Source organism: Pseudoclavibacter sp. CFCC 13796 (genome assembly GCF_008831185.1).
Lineage (GTDB): Bacteria > Actinomycetota > Actinomycetes > Actinomycetales > Microbacteriaceae > Pseudoclavibacter_A.
Window position 1 is genome coordinate 52,609 of sequence record NZ_WBKD01000001.1, and the last position, 17,870, is coordinate 70,478.

At 64.6% G+C, this 17,870-nt stretch carries 17 protein-coding genes and 1 tRNA gene; 9 read left to right on the forward strand and 9 right to left on the reverse strand.

All coding sequences use genetic code 11. The annotated features are described in order from the left end of the window. The first annotated feature begins 139 nt into the window (after positions 1-139). Entirely contained in the window at positions 140-1,150 is a 1,011-nt protein-coding gene (locus F8O07_RS00240) for a CapA family protein (protein ID WP_192496558.1), read from the forward strand. A gap of 3 nt (positions 1,151-1,153) precedes the next feature. Here the strand turns inward: F8O07_RS00240 and F8O07_RS00245 are convergent, their stop codons facing one another. The 8 genes from F8O07_RS00245 to F8O07_RS00280 all read right to left on the reverse strand — a co-directional run bounded on the left by F8O07_RS00245 (position 1,154) and on the right by F8O07_RS00280 (position 10,398). Then, positions 1,154-1,828, reverse strand: coding sequence for a TetR/AcrR family transcriptional regulator (locus F8O07_RS00245; RefSeq protein ID WP_192496559.1), 675 nt, complete (start codon positions 1,826-1,828; stop codon positions 1,154-1,156). 133 nt (positions 1,829-1,961) lie between these two features. After that, positions 1,962-3,416 carry a GNAT family N-acetyltransferase gene (locus F8O07_RS00250; RefSeq protein ID WP_158030192.1) on the reverse strand — a complete coding sequence of 485 codons (1,455 nt, stop codon included), beginning with the start codon at positions 3,414-3,416 and terminating at the stop codon, positions 1,962-1,964. Between the two features lie 18 nt (positions 3,417-3,434). Continuing rightward, the gene (locus F8O07_RS00255) at positions 3,435-3,911 is read right to left on the reverse strand and encodes a hypothetical protein (RefSeq protein ID WP_158030193.1); all 477 of its coding nucleotides are present in this window, start codon (positions 3,909-3,911) and stop codon (positions 3,435-3,437) included. A gap of 156 nt (positions 3,912-4,067) precedes the next feature. After that, on the reverse strand, positions 4,068-5,246 hold the full coding sequence (locus F8O07_RS00260) for a ferrochelatase (RefSeq protein ID WP_158030194.1): 1,179 nt from the start codon (positions 5,244-5,246) through the stop codon (positions 4,068-4,070). Positions 5,247-5,836: 590 nt separating this feature from the next. Continuing rightward, entirely contained in the window at positions 5,837-6,814 is a 978-nt protein-coding gene (gene nrdF / locus F8O07_RS00265; RefSeq protein WP_158030195.1) for a class 1b ribonucleoside-diphosphate reductase subunit beta, read from the reverse strand. Between the two features lie 134 nt (positions 6,815-6,948). Next, positions 6,949-9,099, reverse strand: coding sequence for a class 1b ribonucleoside-diphosphate reductase subunit alpha (nrdE, locus tag F8O07_RS00270; RefSeq protein ID WP_225732955.1), 2,151 nt, complete (start codon positions 9,097-9,099; stop codon positions 6,949-6,951). A gap of 20 nt (positions 9,100-9,119) precedes the next feature. Continuing rightward, positions 9,120-9,365 carry a glutaredoxin-like protein NrdH gene (nrdH, locus tag F8O07_RS00275; RefSeq protein ID WP_158030196.1) on the reverse strand — a complete coding sequence of 82 codons (246 nt, stop codon included), beginning with the start codon at positions 9,363-9,365 and terminating at the stop codon, positions 9,120-9,122. Between the two features lie 271 nt (positions 9,366-9,636). After that, positions 9,637-10,398, reverse strand: coding sequence for an HAD-IIB family hydrolase (locus tag F8O07_RS00280; protein ID WP_158030197.1), 762 nt, complete (start codon positions 10,396-10,398; stop codon positions 9,637-9,639). Between the two features lie 163 nt (positions 10,399-10,561). On the opposite strand from F8O07_RS00280, the gene F8O07_RS00285 reads away from it, so the two are divergent. Next, entirely contained in the window at positions 10,562-11,569 is a 1,008-nt protein-coding gene (locus tag F8O07_RS00285; protein ID WP_158030198.1) for an endonuclease/exonuclease/phosphatase family protein, read from the forward strand. Here F8O07_RS00285 and F8O07_RS00290 read toward each other — a convergent pair. After that, positions 11,549-12,052, reverse strand: a complete 504-nt coding sequence (locus F8O07_RS00290; RefSeq protein ID WP_192496560.1) for a DUF3054 domain-containing protein — start codon at positions 12,050-12,052, stop codon at positions 11,549-11,551. The two genes, F8O07_RS00285 and F8O07_RS00290, sit on opposite strands and share 21 nt — an antisense overlap. An 88-nt stretch (positions 12,053-12,140) precedes the next feature. Here F8O07_RS00290 and F8O07_RS00295 point away from each other — a divergent pair, with 88 nt between their 5' ends. The 7 genes from F8O07_RS00295 to F8O07_RS00325 all read left to right on the forward strand — a co-directional run bounded on the left by F8O07_RS00295 (position 12,141) and on the right by F8O07_RS00325 (position 17,869). Then, positions 12,141-12,434, forward strand: coding sequence for a helix-turn-helix domain-containing protein (locus F8O07_RS00295; RefSeq protein WP_192496561.1), 294 nt, complete (start codon positions 12,141-12,143; stop codon positions 12,432-12,434). 101 nt (positions 12,435-12,535) lie between these two features. Next, positions 12,536-12,949: a DUF6907 domain-containing protein gene (locus F8O07_RS00300; protein WP_158030201.1), complete on the forward strand. Its 414-nt coding sequence runs from the start codon at positions 12,536-12,538 to the stop codon at positions 12,947-12,949. Positions 12,950-12,958: 9 nt separating this feature from the next. Then, positions 12,959-14,005 (forward strand): CobW family GTP-binding protein, encoded by a 1,047-nt coding sequence (locus F8O07_RS00305; protein WP_158030202.1) that lies wholly within the window; start codon positions 12,959-12,961, stop codon positions 14,003-14,005. A gap of 51 nt (positions 14,006-14,056) precedes the next feature. Further along, positions 14,057-14,129, forward strand: a tRNA-Ala gene (locus F8O07_RS00310). Positions 14,130-14,410: 281 nt separating this feature from the next. Then, positions 14,411-15,664: an MFS transporter gene (locus tag F8O07_RS00315; RefSeq protein ID WP_158030203.1), complete on the forward strand. Its 1,254-nt coding sequence runs from the start codon at positions 14,411-14,413 to the stop codon at positions 15,662-15,664. A 65-nt stretch (positions 15,665-15,729) separates the two neighbouring features. Beyond that, on the forward strand, positions 15,730-16,884 hold the full coding sequence (locus F8O07_RS00320) for a thiamine pyrophosphate-dependent dehydrogenase E1 component subunit alpha (RefSeq protein ID WP_225733108.1): 1,155 nt from the start codon (positions 15,730-15,732) through the stop codon (positions 16,882-16,884). Between the two features lies 1 nt (position 16,885). After that, positions 16,886-17,869 (forward strand): alpha-ketoacid dehydrogenase subunit beta, encoded by a 984-nt coding sequence (locus tag F8O07_RS00325; protein ID WP_158030204.1) that lies wholly within the window; start codon positions 16,886-16,888, stop codon positions 17,867-17,869. Position 17,870: the final 1 nt, after the last annotated feature.

The following is a 17,870-nucleotide window of genomic DNA, read 5'->3' on the forward strand; positions in this document are numbered from 1 at the left end:
TCTCACCGTCGGCCTGCTCGGTCTGACACTCGCGCTGACGGGGTGCACTTCGAACGGCGCACCAGATGCACCTGCTTCATCCACCCCAGAGCAGACCAGCAGCACACCAAGCGCACCAAGCGCACCGACAGAACAGCGCGTGACCGTGAGCGCAATGGGCGACATGCTGCCGCATCAGGCGGTCAACGCCGAGGCGAAGACGACAGGCGGCTACGACTACGGCCGTTACTTCGACGCGATCCGGCCGATCTACCAGAGCTCTGACCTGGTCTTCTGCAATGAAGAGGTGCTCGCCTCGGCCACATCCCCTGCACAGATCACGACCTATCCTCGGTTCCGCGCCCCCACTCAGTTCGCCGAGAGTCTGAGCCGCGACGTCGGCTGCAACGACATCAACCTGGCGAACAACCACATGGCCGACTACGAGCAGGCCGACATCGACCGCACCCGCGACACCTGGGATGCCCTGCGGCCGAAGCTCATCGCCGGGGCCAACCGCAGCTCCGAAGAGCAGCGCACGATCGCCTACACCGAGATCAACGGCATGAAGATCGCCCAACTCGCCTTCACCGCGCAGAGCAACATGGGGCACACCACCTTCGGGCTGAACACCACTGACGGCCCGCTCATGGACGAGCAGCTCACCGAGGCCCGCAAACAGGCCGATATCGTCATAGTCTCGATGCACTGGGGCACCGAAGACTCCACGGCGACCGATGCCCCACAGCGCGAGCTCACGCAGAAGCTCGTGAACGCGGGCGCCGACGTCGTCATCGGCACCGGCCCGCATGTACTGCAGCCGGCCGAGTTCATCGATCGTCCGGATGGCGGGCGCACGCTGGTCTGGAACTCACTGGGCAACATGCTCTCGACGCAGGTGCCGGTCAACAATCGCACCGGAGGCATCGCGCAGTGGCAGCTGGTGCGCACCGGCGACGGCCCGGTCACCGTCGAGCAGGCCACGTTCACACCGACGTTCATGGACTTCGTCGCTCGCGGCGTCTCGCTGGGGGCTCGACACGGCCTGCGCATCCTGCCGATGTCGCAGGCCGACGAGCGGGTGCGCAGCGAGTTTCCCGGCGAAAGCGCCGACAGCCGCTACGCGTTCGTGCAGAAGACTGTGGGCGATCAGGTGCAGGTGGTGCGCTGACGCTCAGCCGCGACCAGGATTGCTCGGACGACGCCCGCGCTTCGGCAGCCGGGCGGCCGGCCGGTTGGTGAGTGCGTAGCGTTCGAGGATGCGCAGGAAGTCCTGCTGCAGCTGGCGCCACAGCCACACGCTCACGCGTTTGGCGGGCACCTCGGGAGCTTCGGAGAGCCAGATCGAGATGGTCCCGATCACCGCACCGGCGAGAAAGGCCGCGTCAGCGTCGAACCCCATCGGCACTGCGGTGCTGCGGTCGGCGTACTGCAACAGGCTCTGCTCGATGATCGCGCGAAACTGCTCGCGCAGACGGTGCGTGACCGCGGCGCTGCCTTTCGGGCCGAGCGCCCAGGCATAGGCCGACTTGTATTCGGCGATGTGCTCCAGATACTGCATGAGCGTCTTGGGCAGGCCGGTCTCGGCGTCGTGCGGCACTCCGGGCGAGATCATGTTCGTCTGATTGACGCTGATCGAGAGCTCTTCGAACGCGTCGGCGAGCAGTTCGTCGATATCGCTGTAGTGCACGTAGAACGAGCTGCGGTTGACGCCTGCCTCGCGAACGACGTCTGAGATCGAGATGACCTCGATCGGCTCCTGACTGATCAGGGTGAGCACGGCCGTGCGCAGCGCCTGACGAGTTCGCTGCGCCCTGGGGTCGAGAACTCTGTCATTCTGCCGTGGCACGTCCCTCATTGTATGCCCGTCTTTTGCATAGTGTGCAGCGAATTGTCACCACGTCTTCACGCACGTGTGCGCCAGCGCTGTCGAGGTTCCGTCGCCGGCGATCGGGCCGACACATCCCCTGTGTGGTCAGACCTCAGAAGGGTGTGCGCAGGTGCGGCGCACGGGCGGTCGAGAACAGGTCATCGGCCAGCGCCAAGGTCTCCGCCTCGCATTCGCCCAGCCCACGGGCTCGCCCGGCGCCAGCCAGCAGGCTCGCCGAGGTGTATCCGAAGAGCAGCGACCCCAGGTCGGCGACGTCCAGTTCCAGTGTCGGCACCGAAGCGTCCGTCGTCGCGGCGCTGCGCAGGCGTTCGACGGTGCCTGCGCCCAGCTCGTCGACCTGCAGCAGATAGTCTCCGTCGGCATAGCCCAACGCGTCGCCGACGCGCAGCCGCAGCCGAGTCCCGGCCGGGCTGCGCGACCACGACCGCGCTGCAAGCGCTGAACAGACATCGAGCACACGCACCCAGAGCGAGTCGCTGGTCTGCTTCGCCGCGACCGCCCGCGGATCGTTCAGCAGCCACGGCAGCAGGAAGTCGACCGGCTGACTGCGTGCAGAGACCTCGCCGACCAGATCGGTCGAGAGCAGATGGCGCCAGAGCGCCGCCTCGGCAGCGGGATCTGCCGCGCAGACCTCGTCGACCACCAGACGGCCGTGCTCCTCGCCGCCGGAGACTCGGTACAGGGCGAAGCCTTCAAGTCGCCCAGTCTTCGCAGAGTCGACGCGCAGCGCAAGCGTGGTGCCTGAGTCACCGTGGTTGAACAGCCGCAGCGAGAAGACTCGCAGCGCCTGCTGCCACCACACGTCACGTCGACCGATGTCTCCGGCATTCCGCGCACGTTCGAACACCTGCGGCGCCTCGGCGCGCAGGGCCTGCGGCGCGACCAGCTGCACAGTCATATCGTCGTCTTCTGCCCGGTCGCGCCATGAGACACGCCTCGGATCGAAGCGCAGCCTCGTCGAGCGCGTGGCCGGGCCGAATCCGAATCTCCCGTAGATGCCGCCTTCGGTTGCGGTCAGCACAGCGGCGGATGCTCCGCTCGCGATCGCTGCGTCCAGCTGATCCGTGATCATGGCTCGGGCGATGCCCCGCCGACGATGCGTGCCGGCGACCGTCACAGCAGAAATCGCCCAGGCATCCACCGATGCGCCACCGACAAGCGTGAGACCGGTCGGCCACCCTTGGGCGGTGCCCGCCGGCGATGCCGCGATCGCGCTGTGCATGGCCTCTTCGTCAGTCGGGTCTTCGTCGATTTCGCGATCACTCCGATCGGCAGAATCGCCCTCGATGCTCAGAGCGTCGTCGTAGATGCCGATGATGCGACTGCCGACCAACGTGTCGCGCAGCTCTCGACGCATGCGCGGTGTCGGCGGCAGCGCATCGAGAAAGCCGCGCTCCATGGCGCCGAGCCAGCCGTCGACCGCGACCTCGTCAGACTGATCGACCACTCGGCCCTGCAGTCGGGCGGCGTCCAGTCTGCGCTGCGCGTTCGACGAGAACTTTGCGAGCGCTTCGGCGTTCAGGCGCTGCGACTGGTTCGGCGACATGGTCTCCCGCTTTCTGAGTCAGTCGTCGATGGTCTCAGCGGCCGTGGCCTCCCAGAGGTCGCGATCGACGAACTCGGCTTTGGGCGGAGTCACCGCGTCTCGATGCTTCGCACGATCGATGATGGTGCGCGCCTGTGCAAGCCTGCCGGCCTCGAGCGCGTTGCTGATGGTCTTGGCGTGCGCCAGAAAGCGGGGATCCTCAGCGGTGTCGATGCCCTCCCCGAGCGAGACGAAGCGCACGTGGCTCGCGCTGAGGGTCTCAAGGCTGTCGAGCAGGCTCACCGCGTTCAGACCGAGCACGCAGAGTTCTGAGACCACCGCGGTGTCGTCCGCGTCGAATGTCTCCAGAGTCTCGCGAATGCGGTAGTGCCAGTCTTCCTGCGTGCGCGGTGCGATCTCTGTGCACTCGCTGACCTGAGCGTCGTCGAGGGCCGCGCGCTGGTCGGGAACGGTCGGAAGCCCGGGGTGGTCGATGATCAGTCCGTGTGTCGCCATCAGAAATCCTCATCCTATCTCGCAGCGACGCGCCGATCCTCGACGCGTCCGAAGGGCATCCTGCCTCCACCACGTTACACGTCGCGATCGGCGGTCACGGCTCTCAGCCGACCAGCGGAATGTGCCTCTTCAGACGTTTCACGACGACGACTGCACTCACGGCGCGACGCCTGCGGCAGCACGTTTGAACCCAGCTCTGACGTTCTCGCAGCAGCCTGGTCGACACACGTCGAACCACGGGCCGAGGGCGGTGGCAGACGGGCGATCAGCCGGATCGACCGCCGACATGCGTTCTTCGATGAGGTCCACGATGCCGGCCACCTGCGTGTGGGCGGTGCCGGGAGTTTCCGTTCGCACGGCGCGAAGACCGGCTTCTGACGCCGCCTCGAGAGCCTCGGTGTCGAGATCCCAGAGCACCTCCATGTGGTCGCTGACGAATCCGATGGGCGAGATCGCGATGGCCTCGACCGACTCGCCCGGCAGCTCGGCGATGCGGTCGCAGACGTCCGGTTCCAGCCAGGGCTGTGCCGCGGGCCCTGATCGAGATTGGTAGACGAGCTCCCAGCTCACGTCTTTGAGCATCGCATCCTGATCGCCGACGCGACGCATCACCGCTGCCGCCACCGCCCGGTGCTGTGCCTCATACGCGCCACCCGGGCCGAAGTCTGCATCTCGTGGCCCCGACCGCTGCGCGTCGGCGAGAGGAATCGAATGGGTGGTGAAGAGCACACGCATGTGTTCGACGTCGGTTCCATCGTCGCGGAACCTCTGCAGAGCAGACAGAACGCTCGGAACGAATGAGTCGACGAAGCCCGGGTGATCGAAGAACTGACGAATCTTGTCGATCGTCATGGTCTCGGCGAGGCCGGTCTCTTCGAGCGCACGAGCGAAGTCTTCGCGGTACTGACGGCAGCTTGAGAACGAGCTGTAGGCACTCGTGGCGAGCGCCAGGAGTCGATGGTCGCCTGCCGCATCCGCCTCGCGTACCGCATCAGTCAGATACGGTGCCCAGTTGCGGTTGCCCCAGTACACGGGCAGATCGATGCCTCGCGCCGCCAGCTCGCGCTCGAGCGCCTTCTTCAGTGCTCGGTTCTGTGCGTTGATCGGGCTGATGCCGCCGAAGCGACGGTAATGGTGGGCGACCTCTTCAAGCCGTTCTTCTGGAATGCCGCGACCGCGAGTCACGTTTCTGAGAAACGGGATGACGTCTTCCTGCCCTTCGGGGCCTCCGAAGCCGGCAAGAAGAATGCCGTCGTATCGCTGCGGCTGAGAGACGAACGGCGCCCCTGCTGCGCTTGCAGGCGAGGCATAGGGCACAGCGGTGTTCTGCTCCATCGAAAGCTCCGATCATGGTGAGAAGGCGTTGGGGCGCACTCCGGCTCTGCGTGCACAGCTCTACCGTGAGAAAAGGCGGCAGTCAGGCTCCCTGACTGGGATTATCTAACTTGGTAAACAATATACCTTGCGAGCGGCGTGCCACATCCGCCCGCATCCAGCGCCCGCTTCCAGCGCCACCTGGAACGGTGCACCACGGCCACTGGCGAATGTGTGGAGGCAGCAGATCGAAGCACAGGGCGTCTTGCAGCACGGCCGCGTCAAGGTCAAGCGAGCCGCGACGCGTGAGCAGCGTCGCGGGAGACTGCAGCAGGGGTGGCTGAATCCGAGGTGCACGAACGTTTGTTCTCAACGTCGGTGTCCGCGAGAGCCCCAACTTCAACCCGCCTGCCCCTGCTGCATCGAGATCTTATGAAGGCCGGGGTGTCGATTCGTACGAGGGCGCACAGCCCACCTGCGCGGATCACTCGCTCTCTACCGCGATCACTCGCAAACCGGCCGATTTCGTCCAATCCGCGCAGGCAAAGTGCAATCCCCGCAGGTGCGCTCCGGCAGACAGAGCTCAGCACCTACCGCTGCGCTGTGTCAGATTAGAAGTCCCAGTCGTCGTCTTCGGTGTTGACGGCCTTGCCGATCACATATGACGAGCCCGAGCCAGAGAAGAAGTCGTGGTTCTCGTCGGCGTTCGGCGACAGCGCCGAGAGAATCGCCGGGCTCACGTTGGTGACCGATGACGGGAACATCGGCTCATACCCGAGGTTCATCAGCGCCTTGTTCGCGTTGTAGTGCAAGAAGCGCTTGACGTCTTCGGTGAGCCCGGCCTCGTCGTAGAGATCCTGGGTGTACTCGACCTCGTTGTCGTACAGGTCGTACATCAGCGAGAACGTGTACTCCTTGAGCTCGTCGCGCTTGGCCTGATCGACCGTCTCAAGCCCCTTCTGGAACTTGTAGCCGATGTAGTAGCCGTGCACCGCCTCGTCACGAATGATCAGGCGAATCAGATCGGCCGTGTTCGTGAGCTTCGCATGGCTCGACCAGTACATGGGCAGGTAGAAGCCCGAGTAGAACAGGAACGACTCAAGCAGCGTCGAGGCCACCTTGCGTTTGAGCGGGTCGTCACCGCGGTAGTACTCGAGCACGATCGCGGCCTTGCGCTGCAGCTTCTGGTTGTCGACCGACCAGCGGAAGGCATCGTCGATGTCAGGCGTGTTGCACAGCGTCGAGAAGATCGACGAGTACGACTTCGCGTGCACGCTCTCCATGAACGCGATGTTCGTGTACACCGCCTCTTCGTGCGGGGTGATCGAGTCGGGAATCAGCGAGACCGCACCGACGGTGCCCTGAATCGTGTCGAGCAGGGTGAGGCCGGTGAACACGCGCATGGTGAGCGTCTTCTCGGCCTCGGTGAGCGTGGCCCACGACTGGATGTCGTTCGAGAGCGGCACCTTCTCAGGCAGCCAGAAGTTGCCGGTCAGACGCTGCCAGACCTCGAGGTCTTTGTCGTCTTCAATGCGATTCCAGTTGATCGCGTCGACCCGGTCGACGAGCTTGAGCTTCGGTGCAGACATCTCTCTCCCTCAGAATGAAATTCGCGGTCACGGCAGCAGACAAGAGGAGCCCTCGCAGACACGGGGACTCCTCCTGAGACTAGTCGCATCAATCGGCCTGAGCCGACTGCCGCAGCCAAACAGTCACATCTGCGTCACAGCATGCAGCTGACGCAGCCCTCGACCTCGGTGCCCTCCAGCGCCATCTGGCGCAGACGGATGTAATAGAGCGTCTTGATGCCCTTGCGCCATGCGTAGATCTGGGCTTTGTTCAGATCACGGGTGGTCGCGGTGTCTTTGAAGAACAGCGTGAGCGACAGCCCCTGATCGACGTGCTGCGTCGCCGCGGCGTAGGTGTCGATGATCTTCTCGTAGCCGACCTCGTAGGCATCCTGGTAGTACTCCAGGTTGTCGTTCGTCATGAACGGCGCCGGGTAGTAGACGCGACCGATCTTGCCCTCTTTGCGAATCTCGATCTTCGAGGCGATCGGGTGAATCGACGAGGTCGAGTTGTTGATGTAGCTGATCGAGCCGGTCGGCGGCACCGCCTGCAGGTTCTGGTTGTAGATACCGTGCTCCTGCACGCTCGCCTTGAGCTCGCGCCAGTCGTCCTGTGTGGGGATGCGCACGCCGGCCTGTTCGAACAGCTCGCGGCCGCGCTGCGTCGTGGGCTTCCACTCCTGCTCGATGTACTTGTCGAAGAACGCTCCGCTGGCGTACTTCGACTCGTCGAAGCCGTCGAAGCGCTCGCCGCGCTCGATGGCGATCTGGTTCGATGTGCGCAACGCGTGGTAGAGCACCGTGTAGAAGTAGATGTTCGTGAAGTCGACGCCCTCTTCGCTGCCGTAGAAGACGCGCTCACGAGCGAGGTAGCCGTGCAGGTTCATCTGCCCGAGGCCGATCGCATGGCTGCGGTCGTTGCCCGCCTCGATCGACGGCACCGAGTGGATGTGACTGTGGTCGCTGACCGCGGTGAGACCGCGGATGGCCGTCTCGACGGTGATGCCGAAGTCTTCGGAGTCCATCGTCTTCGCGATGTTCAGCGAACCGAGGTTGCACGAGATGTCTTTGCCGATCTGGGCGTATGACAGATCTTCGTCGTACTGGCTGGGTTCGTTGACCTGCAGAATCTCGCTGCAGAGGTTCGACATGTTGATGCGACCCTTGATCGGGTTCGCCCGGTTGGCCGTGTCTTCGAACAGGATGTACGGGTAGCCCGACTCGAACTGGATCTCGGCGAGCGTCTGGAAGAACTCGCGGGCGCTGATCTTCGTCTTGCGAATGCGGGAGTCGTCGACCCACTCGTAGTAGTGCTCGCTGACCGACAGGTCGGCGAACGCCTTGCCCGTGACGCGCTCGACGTCGTAGGGGCTGAAGAGGTACATGTCTTCGTTGCGCTTGGCCAGCTCGAACGTGATGTCGGGGATGACCACGCCGAGCGAGAGGGTCTTGATGCGGATCTTCTCGTCGGCGTTCTCGCGCTTGGTGTCGAGGAACCGATAGATGTCGGGGTGGTGTGCGTTGATGTACACCGCACCGGCGCCCTGACGCGCACCGAGCTGGTTCGCGTAGCTGAACGAGTCTTCGAGCAGCTTCATGATCGGGATGACACCCGACGACTGGTTCTCGATGTGCTTGATCGGCGCACCCGACTCGCGAATGTTCGACAGCAGGAAGGCCACGCCGCCGCCGCGCTTCGAGAGCTGCAGCGCCGAGTTGATCGAACGGCCGATCGACTCCATGTTGTCTTCGATGCGCAGCAGAAAGCAGCTGACGAGTTCGCCGCGCTGCTTCTTGCCCGCGTTGAGGAACGTCGGCGTCGCCGGCTGGAACCGGCCCGAGACGATCTCGTCGACCAGATGCGTCGCGAGCTCCTGGTCGCCTGCCGCCAGGTAGAGGCTCACGATCGTGACGCGGTCTTCGAAACGCTCGAGATAGCGCTTGCCGTCGAAGGTCTTGAGCGTGTAGCTCGTGTAGTACTTGAACGCGCCCAGGAAGGTCGGAAAGCGGAACTTGTAGCCATAGGCCCGTTTGAACAGGTCTTTGACGAACTGCCACGGGTAGAGGTCGAGGAACTCTTTCTCGTAGTACTCGTTCTCGATCAGGTACTCGATCTTCTCTTCCAGGTCATGGAAGAAGACCGTGTTCTGGTTCACGTGCTGCAGAAAGTACTGCCGAGCCGCCTCGTGGTCTTTGTCGAACTGGATGTGTCCCTGCTCGTCGTACAGGTTCAGCATCGCGTTGAGCGCGTGGTAGTCGAGCTGGCTGTTCTCGCCGCTTCCGGAGCCGGGGTGCGTGGTGTCCAAGATGGTTCTCAGCCTCGGTCTCAGGCCAGGCTTGCGACGGTGGATGCTGCGAGCGCGTCGATCTTGTCGGGGCGGAAGCCCGACCAGTGACCGCCATCGGTCACGACGACCGGCGCCTGCATGTAGCCGAGCTCCTTGACCTGGGCGAGCGCAGCGGCGTCTTCAGTGATGTCGACGACGGTGTAGTCGATGCCACGCTTGTCGAGAGCGCGGTAGGTCGCGTTGCACTGCACGCATGCTGGCTTGCTGTAGACCGTGACTGACATCTTTCGTCTCCATTCTTCAGACTCGCACTCGCCCTCAGCGGCAGTTCGAATCGGTGTCTTCTCAGTGTTCTGGGCAGCTGCGCTCGCGGTGATCCCTCTCTTGGAGCGCCTGCCGCAGCAGATATGAGTCGATACTACATCTAGTGGCGGGCCATGCAAGCCACCACTAGATGATGTGTAACATCAATGTAATTACCACGATGGCGTTCTGCCGCGGAATGACGCGGATCGCGTGCGCCAAGCGGGTGCGACACGCCACGAGAACGATTTTCTACAGCCCCAACAGGTGTCGCAGACGCTGCTCCGTGTCGGGCCAGCCGGTCACCTCGACCGACTCCACTCCCAGAGCCCGCACGGGGTAGTCATTGCCGTCTTCATGGAGCTTGTCGCCGAAGAAGAGCATCTCGTCGAGGCCGATGCCGGTCTGTTCGGCGAGCTGCCGGATGCCATACGCCTTGTCGATGCCGCGCCGCGTGATGTCGATCGACGTGGTGCCCCCCGCCCGCACCTCGAGGTCGGGCAGCACGGCCTGCACCGCACGCCGAAGCCCGTCTTTGCGCTCGCCGGTCGGATCCCACGCCTGCTTGGCCTCGACCGGCGCCTGCTGCCCCAGCGCAGAGAAGGTGATCTGCGACCCACGATCTTCAATGATCGGCCCCCACGTCTTCGACTCCCACAGTCCGAGCCGTTTCGCCTGCTCGGTCAGCGCACGCTCGGCTTCCGCCTTCTCGTCGGCGCTGAGATCCTGCGCGTACACCTCGTGCCAGGCGCCGCCCGCATGCCGGTGGTAGCGCGTTCCACAGGTCGGCATCAGGTGCAGCCGATCGAGTTCGTCGTCGGTGCCGCCGGCAGCCTCGAGCGCATCGATGACTTGGGCCTGGAACTGCCCGATGTTGCCACCCGAGATCACACACACCTGAGTGCGGTCGAGCAGTCGGCGCAGCACCTGCGCCATCGATTCCGGCACGCGCGACTTCGAGGGCGCGAGAGTGTCGTCGAGATCGAAGGCGACCAGTTTGGGCAGATCGGGCACGGGTGGTTCTCCTGTCAGAGTGTTCAGCGGATTCACAGGTACGGGAGGCGCACTCGCCCCCCGAACGTGGCGCGCATCGCTAACATGGGTTGAGCGTGCGGCACGCTCTCAACTGTACTGTTCTCTCAGCAGCCCGGCCGTGCGATGAGAGGGAAGGCCGCACATGCGTCGTCTCGTGACGGTGCTCTGGGCGCTCGTCGTGTTGACGCTGCTCGGAGCCCTCGCCTGGCTGCCCGCGCACCTCGGCCAGCAGATCGGCTTCGCACAGTTCTTCGCGATGCCCGCGCCGTGGCTCGCCGCCCTCGCCCTGATCGGCCTGCTGCTGTTGGCCACATCGCTGCTGCGTCGTCGCGTGCGGATGCTGACGCTGGTCTGCGTGCTCGTCGTCGCTCTCGCCTCGGTGCCATGGCTCTCGCCGCGCCTGACCACCCCGCCGCGCGCTTTCGACGTCGCCAGCCTGCCCGCGGCATCCGCTGACGGCCTGCGCGTGCTCAGCTGGAACGTGGGCGGCTCAGCCGATTCGGTCGACGACGTCGCAGCCCTCGCGCAGCAGGTCTCGCCGCAGGTCATCGCACTCCCAGAGACGACCCCCAGCGAGGCGCACGCCTTGGCCGACCAGCTCGCAGCGGACGGTCTCGACATGCGGGTGCTTCCTGCGCAGGGCAGCGACAGCGCATGGCCGTCGTCGGTGCTGATCAGCTCGAAGCTGGGGAGGTACCGCGTCGTCGACGACACCTCGCAGTCGGTGCGTCCGGGAGTCGCCGCCAAACCGGTCAACGGCCAAGGGCCGACCATCGTGGTGGCGCATGCGCAGCAGCCGGGCTTCGCCGTCGAACAGGCCCAGATCTGGCGGGCACACCTGGGGTGGCTCGGCTCATGGTGCGACAGCGGCGAGGCCGTCATCGTCGGCGATTTCAACGGCACTGACGCGAACATCGGGCCGACGCTGGGCTCGTGCCGGGCGCCGGGCTCAGACACGCAGGGGTCGACCACAGGAGGCACCTGGCCGAGCGTGCTGCCGGCATGGCTCGGAGCGCCGATCGATCGCGCATACACGACCGATCAGTGGCAGGTCAGAGGCCTCTGGCCGATCTCCGGCCAGCGAGTCACCGCAAGCGATCATCGACCGATCGTGGTCGATCTCAGCAGGTCAGCGACGCCAGCCGGCTGAGCGCCGGGCGAACGACCGCAGAACGGCCCGCCAGCCGAACATGAAGACGGCGAGCACAGTGCCGGTGACGATCACGAACCCGAAGGCGACGCCGTGCAGCGTGAGCCCGCGCAGCAGTACGCCCCCGACGAGAGTGAACAGCCAGATCGGCGCAGCAGTGTGCGAGAGGTCGAGCGGGCGACGCCAGGCGTGCGCCCAGACCCACCCGACGAACGCGCTCAGCAGGAACGGCCAGGCCACCTCGAGCACATGCAGGAAGCTCGGGTCGGCTGCGTGCGCACGACCGCCGATGAAGGCGAAGAGCAGAATCGAGACGGCGTCGAGCACGATCGCTGTGATGACCCACACCGGGCCCGTGCCGATGCGGGAGAGCCGATCGGCTCGCTGCTGCGGCGTCTCGAGCTCGGCGAAGACCGTCGGGCTCTCGCCTGCGGCGACGTCGGTTTCGGCGGTCACATCTGGTGCAGTGGTATTGGTGCTCACACAGACAGCGTAGGCCTCGACGCCGGTCTGCGCATTCCCCCTTGTCTGCAAGGGTATGCCACGGCGAAGCGAGCTGCATCCTATTTGGATGCCCCGTCCTGCCCGTCTGACCGCTCACGCGCAGCAGGACTGGCAGCGTTTCATGGCAGACTTCGGGCTGCTGCTCGCTCAGGTGCGGCGAGAGCGCGGCTTCAGCCAGGAGTACGTCGCCGCTCAGGCAGGCATGGCCCCTTACACATATGTGCGCTATGAGCAGGGGCGCGGCCAGGACGGCCGACCTGCAAACCTCACGCTCATCAACCTGATCTGTCTGGCGAACGCTCTGCACGTTCGCGTCGAAGACATCATTCCCGATCAGTACCCCGATATCCGCTTGGACTGAGCACTCTGCACAGACGACCGACCGATCATCGTCTGTGCACACTTCGATGGCCGAGGCCACCCACGTGCCGATCTGTCAGCGCCTGCCGGTGAACTGGCCGCATGAACGAACACGACACCCCAGAGCCCACGCCAGAAGACGCCCTTTCGATCGACGCTCCCGCCACGTCGTCGCACGACCAGCAGCATCTCGGGAACGCCCACGCACTGCATCTCGACTGCCCGTCGTGGTGTGTGTTGGGCGAAAGCCACCAGCACGACCTCGAGGTCGACCTGATGCACATGAGCGCAATGGTTCCCGTGCCATTGGTCGTACGCGAGACGCTGATGACCGACGGACAGGTCCTCTCGACTCCGCGCGGGCACGAATGCTGGGTCGGGCTGATCCAGTGCGGCACCGACCCATACCTCACCTGCAGCACCGACGACGGCCTGGGCATCGATCTCACGCCTGAGAGCGCACAGCGTATGGTCGATGCGCTGATGCTGTTTCTCGGCGTGCTGCGATCGCCGTAGGATGCTGCCATGCCCACCCGTCAGATTCCCGTCTTCGTGCTCGCCGGCTTTCTCGGCAGCGGCAAGACGACCTTTCTGAACGGGCTGCTGCACAACGCACTCGGTGTGCGCGTCGGGGTGATCATCAACGACTTCGGCGACATCCCCGTCGACAGCTGGCTGGTCGATGCCTCGGTCGACACCATGGTGACGCTCGGCGGCGGGTGCCTCTGCTGCGTCACCGACGCCGGTCAGATCGACGACATGCTGCAGCAGCTGCTCGACCCGAGCCTCGAGATCGACGCCGTCGTCATCGAGGCCAGCGGCCTGGCCGATCCGGCGAACCTTGCTCTGCGCGTCAGCCGCAGCAGCACGCGCGGCGTCAGATTCGCCGGCGTCGTTCTCATGGTCGACGCCTGCGAATACCTCGAGACGCTGCGCAGCCACCCGCAGATCGCACAGGACGGCCGCATCGCCGACCTGATCGTACTGAACAAGGCCGACCTGGTGTCGTCCTCCGACCTCGACCAGCTCATGCGCACGCTCGAAGACTCCTCACGAGGTGCGCCGGTGCTGCCAACCACGTTCGGCACGATCGATCCTCGGCTGCTCTTCGACCGGGCCCGGCACGAACCGCCGCGATACGGCCAGGTGCCTCTGCCCTTCGAGAATCTGGAACGCCATGCTCACGACCGGCATCCCCCACACCTGCACGATCAGTACACCAGCGTCTCTTTCCGCACCGACCGCCCGCTCAGCCCGCATCGCTTCCTCGAACTCCTCTATGACCGCCCGGCCGGGCTCTACCGGTTGAAAGGGCACGTTCGATTCACCGTCACCCGGGGGCCGGGAGCGGCACGGCATCCGCTCGAGGTGCAGAGCGTCGGTGCGCACGTGCGTTTCGCCCGCCAGCGCCAGACGCCGAATCATCCGCTCGTCGACGAGACGCAGCTCGTGCTCATCGGCATCGGCGTCGATGCGGCCGACGTCGCCGCACGGCTCGCGGACTGCGAGGCCGACACGGCCACCTCAGACGATCGCACCGCCATGATCACGATCAACCGCTATCTCGACTGATGCGACGACACTTGAGAAGTGGTAGCATCTTCTGGTGCCCGTCAGGGTCACGGGGCTATAGCTCAGTTGGTAGAGCGCTTCGTTCGCAATGAAGAGGTCAGGGGTTCAATTCCCCTTAGCTCCACAGCCGGTCGCCAGTTCTTGCACAGACAAGACTCGGCGACCGTTTCTTTCCTCTCGCCTCCTCTGAGTATGCACTTTTTCGGCCTCACCGCCAGTCTCCCGACACACATCTTCTGCACCTGTTTCGTGTCAGGAATGAACAACGTCTGAACGCAATGCAGACTCCCCGACATCTGTCGGGGAAAGAGTCGTAGAGTGGGATCAGAACCGGTCGCAGAGCGGGACTGAAACCGATGGTCTTCCACATGGCTGCGCACAGGTTCGCTCTGCGAAGGAGTGACGATGAGCCAGACACTCAAGCCCCAGACGTCCGCCGAGCTCGGTGCCGGCGGTTCTCGGAGTCGCGTCCTGCTCGGCACGGTGCTCGCCCAGCTGGGCCTGGGCACGGTCTACGCCTGGAGCGTGCTGAATCCCGCTCTCGCGCAGCGCATCTCGGGCGATCACACGCAGACCTTCCCCATCGCGATCACCTTCTCGATCATGATGATCAGTCTGTCGGTGTCGACGCTGCTGATCGGCTGGCTGCAGCATCGCTTCGGCGTGCGCAGAGTGCTGGTCGCCTGCGGCATCGTGCTCGGAGCCGGCCTGCTCGTCTCGGCCTTCGCCACCAGCCTCTGGATGCTCTACATCTTCGCCGGCGTCATCGTCGGCGCCGCCGACGGCATCGGCTATCTGCTCAGTCTGACCAACGTCCTGCGCTGGTACCCCGACAAAGCAGGTGCGATCTCCGGCGTCTCAGTCGGCTCGTACGGCGTGCCCGCTGTGATCCTGCCGTTCATCGTCACGCCCGTGCTGGGCAGCGCCGACAACGGCTATGCCGGGCTCACCACATGTTTCATCCTCTGGGCGGTCACGGTGATCGTGCTCATCGGCGGCGGCGGGCTGCTGCTCAAAGACGCCCCAGAGATTCCCAAAGACCACTCGCACGCGAGCCACGAGTACACCATTCCGCAGATGCTTCGCCGCCCGCAGGCCTACCTGCTGTACTTCGGCATCACCGCGTTCTGCTTCGCCGGCCTGTTCATCATCGGGCACGCGGGTGACGGCGCGATCACGGCAGATGATCCCTCGAAGTACCTGATCGGCACGGCCATCACCCTGGTGTCGCTGGTCGGGCTGGTCAACACGATCGGTCGTTTCTTCTTCGGCTGGCTCTCCGACCGGGTGCGGCGCACGCTCATCGTGGCCGTGGCTCTCGCGGTGCTCGCCGTCTTCGCGTTCGTCTTGGGTCTGACCTGGCTGCCGCAGCCGGCACTGTACATCGTCGGCTTCCTGCTCTTCGGCGCATCGTTCGGCGGCTGCATCACGATCTACCCGACCATCGTGGGCGAGTTCTTCGGCAAGAACAACCAGGCGAAGAACTATTCGGTGATCTACCAGGGGTTCGCCAGCGGCGCTCTCATCACGCTGATCTTCAACATCCTGATGGCGCAGAAGATCATCACCTTCGGCACGTCGCTGCTGATCGGCAGCGTGTTTCTGGCAGTCAGCGCGGTGATCCTGTTCCTGGTCCGCAAGCCCGGACCAGTCGAATGACCGACCGTTTTCGTGCTCCCACTCGAGCAACCGCAGCAATTAAGAAAAGGAAAGGAACCACAGGCATGATGACCACACCTCATGGCCCTGAGGCCACACCAGTACCCGACGAGGCCAAGCCCATCGTCGACTTCTCGGCGATCGCCGAGAACCTCGGCGAAGAGTACGACCACCCGGTGAGCGTGCTCGACCGCAACAGCAACGTGGTCGACCAGAAGACTTTCGACTCCTACAGCGAAGACGAGCTCGTGCACTTTCTCGAGCTGATGGTCTGGGAGCGTGCGCTGCACGAACAGACGATCGTCTTCTCCCGACAGGGTCGTCTCGGCTTCTACGCCCCGACTCTCGGTGAAGAGGCCAGCAACATGGGCACCATCACCGCCTTCGAGCCGATGGACTTCCTCTTCCCCGCGTACCGCGACCTCCCCCAGCTCATTCAGCACGGCGCGATCACACCCGCTCAGGGCTATCTGTGGTCACGCGGCCACGTGCAGGGCAACGCGATGGCCGAAGGCCACCGCGCCTGGATGCCGCAGATCATCATCGGCGCCCAGTACGTCGAGGCTGCGGGAGCCGCCCTCGGCATCCAGAAGAACGGCGAGCCGAACGTGGCTCTGGCATACGGTGGTGACGGAACCACCTCGCAAGGCGACTTCTACGAGGCGCTGAACTTCGCCGGCGCGTTCCAGTCTCCGCTGGTGGGCATCATCCAGAACAACGGCTGGGCGATTTCGGTGCCGCGTTCGAAGCAGACCCATGCGCTCACGCTCGCTCAGAAGGCGGTCGCAGCAGGCATCCCTTCGGTGCAGGTCGACGGCATGGACATCCTCGCGGTCAACGCCGTGACCCGCGCCGCCCGCGCCTACGCGGTCGCCGGCAACGGTCCCGTGCTGATCGAGACCCTGACCTACCGCTTCGGAGCGCACTCAAGCGCCGGCGACGATCCGAGCCGCTACCGCACACACGAAGAAGAGATGCCGTGGATCGAACGCGATCCGCTCAACCGTCTGCGCGATCTGCTCGTTCCCCGCGGGCTGTGGAGCCCGGACAAAGAGAGCGATCTCACTGAGCAGTACAAGAAGTCGTTCCGTGAGGCGCTGGCCGAGGCCGACAAGGCCCCGAAGCAGACCGTCTCCGACTTCCTGCGCAACACCTACGAGGTGCCCACCCCGGGCGTCGCCAAGCAGATCAAAGCATTCACCGCGAAGGAGGCCGAGTGAGATGAGCTCGAAAAAACTGACGTACATCAAAGCCATCACTGAAGGACTCGATCAGGCGCTCGCCGAAGACGACCGCACCCTCATCTTCGGTGAGGACGTTGGCAAGAACGGCGGCGTGTTCCGCACCACGCAGGGCCTGCAGGCGAAGTACGGCGAAGATCGCGTCTTCGACACTCCGCTCGCCGAGTCGGCCATCCTCGGGCTCTCGATCGGACTGGCCGCCACTGGCTGGCGTCCCGTCCCCGAGATCCAGTTCATGGGGTTCACGTTCGAAGCCGCCGACTCGCTCAACGCGCAGATGGCTCGCAACCGCTTCCGCTTCGGCGGCAAGGTCGCGCAGCCCATCACCGTGCGCACCCCGTACGGCGGCGGCACGCACACCGCCGAGCTGCACAGCGACAACTTGGAGCATGTCTTCACCGGCACCCCCGGTCTGCGCGTGGTCACCCCCAGCAATCCCTACGATGCCAAGGGCCTGATCATCGCGGCGATCGAGAACAACGATCCGGTGCTGTTCATGGAGCACCTGAAGCTCTATCGCTCGGTCAAAGGCGATGTGCCCGAAGAACCGTACCGCGTGGCACTCGACACGGCGAAGGTCGTGCGCGAAGGCACCGACGTGACGATCGTGGCCTACGGCGCCATGGTGCAGCAGGCCGTCAAGGCGGCCGACGCACTGGCTGCCGACGGCATCAAGGCAGAGGTCATCGACCTGATCTCGCTGCAGCCGATCGACACAGACACGATCTTCGCCTCCGTCGACAAGACCCACCGCGTGGTCGTGGCGCAGGAGGCGCAGCGCATCGCCGGCGTCGGAACTCAGGTGGTCTCGGCCATCGCCGAAGAGCGCATCCTCAGCCTCGAGGCACCGATCATGCGCGTCGCGGCTCCCGACTCGGTCTATCCGTTCGCCGCCGCCGAGCTCGACTGGATTCCGAATGCCGCCGACATCGAGGCCAAGGCCCGCGAGGCCCTGACCTACTGAT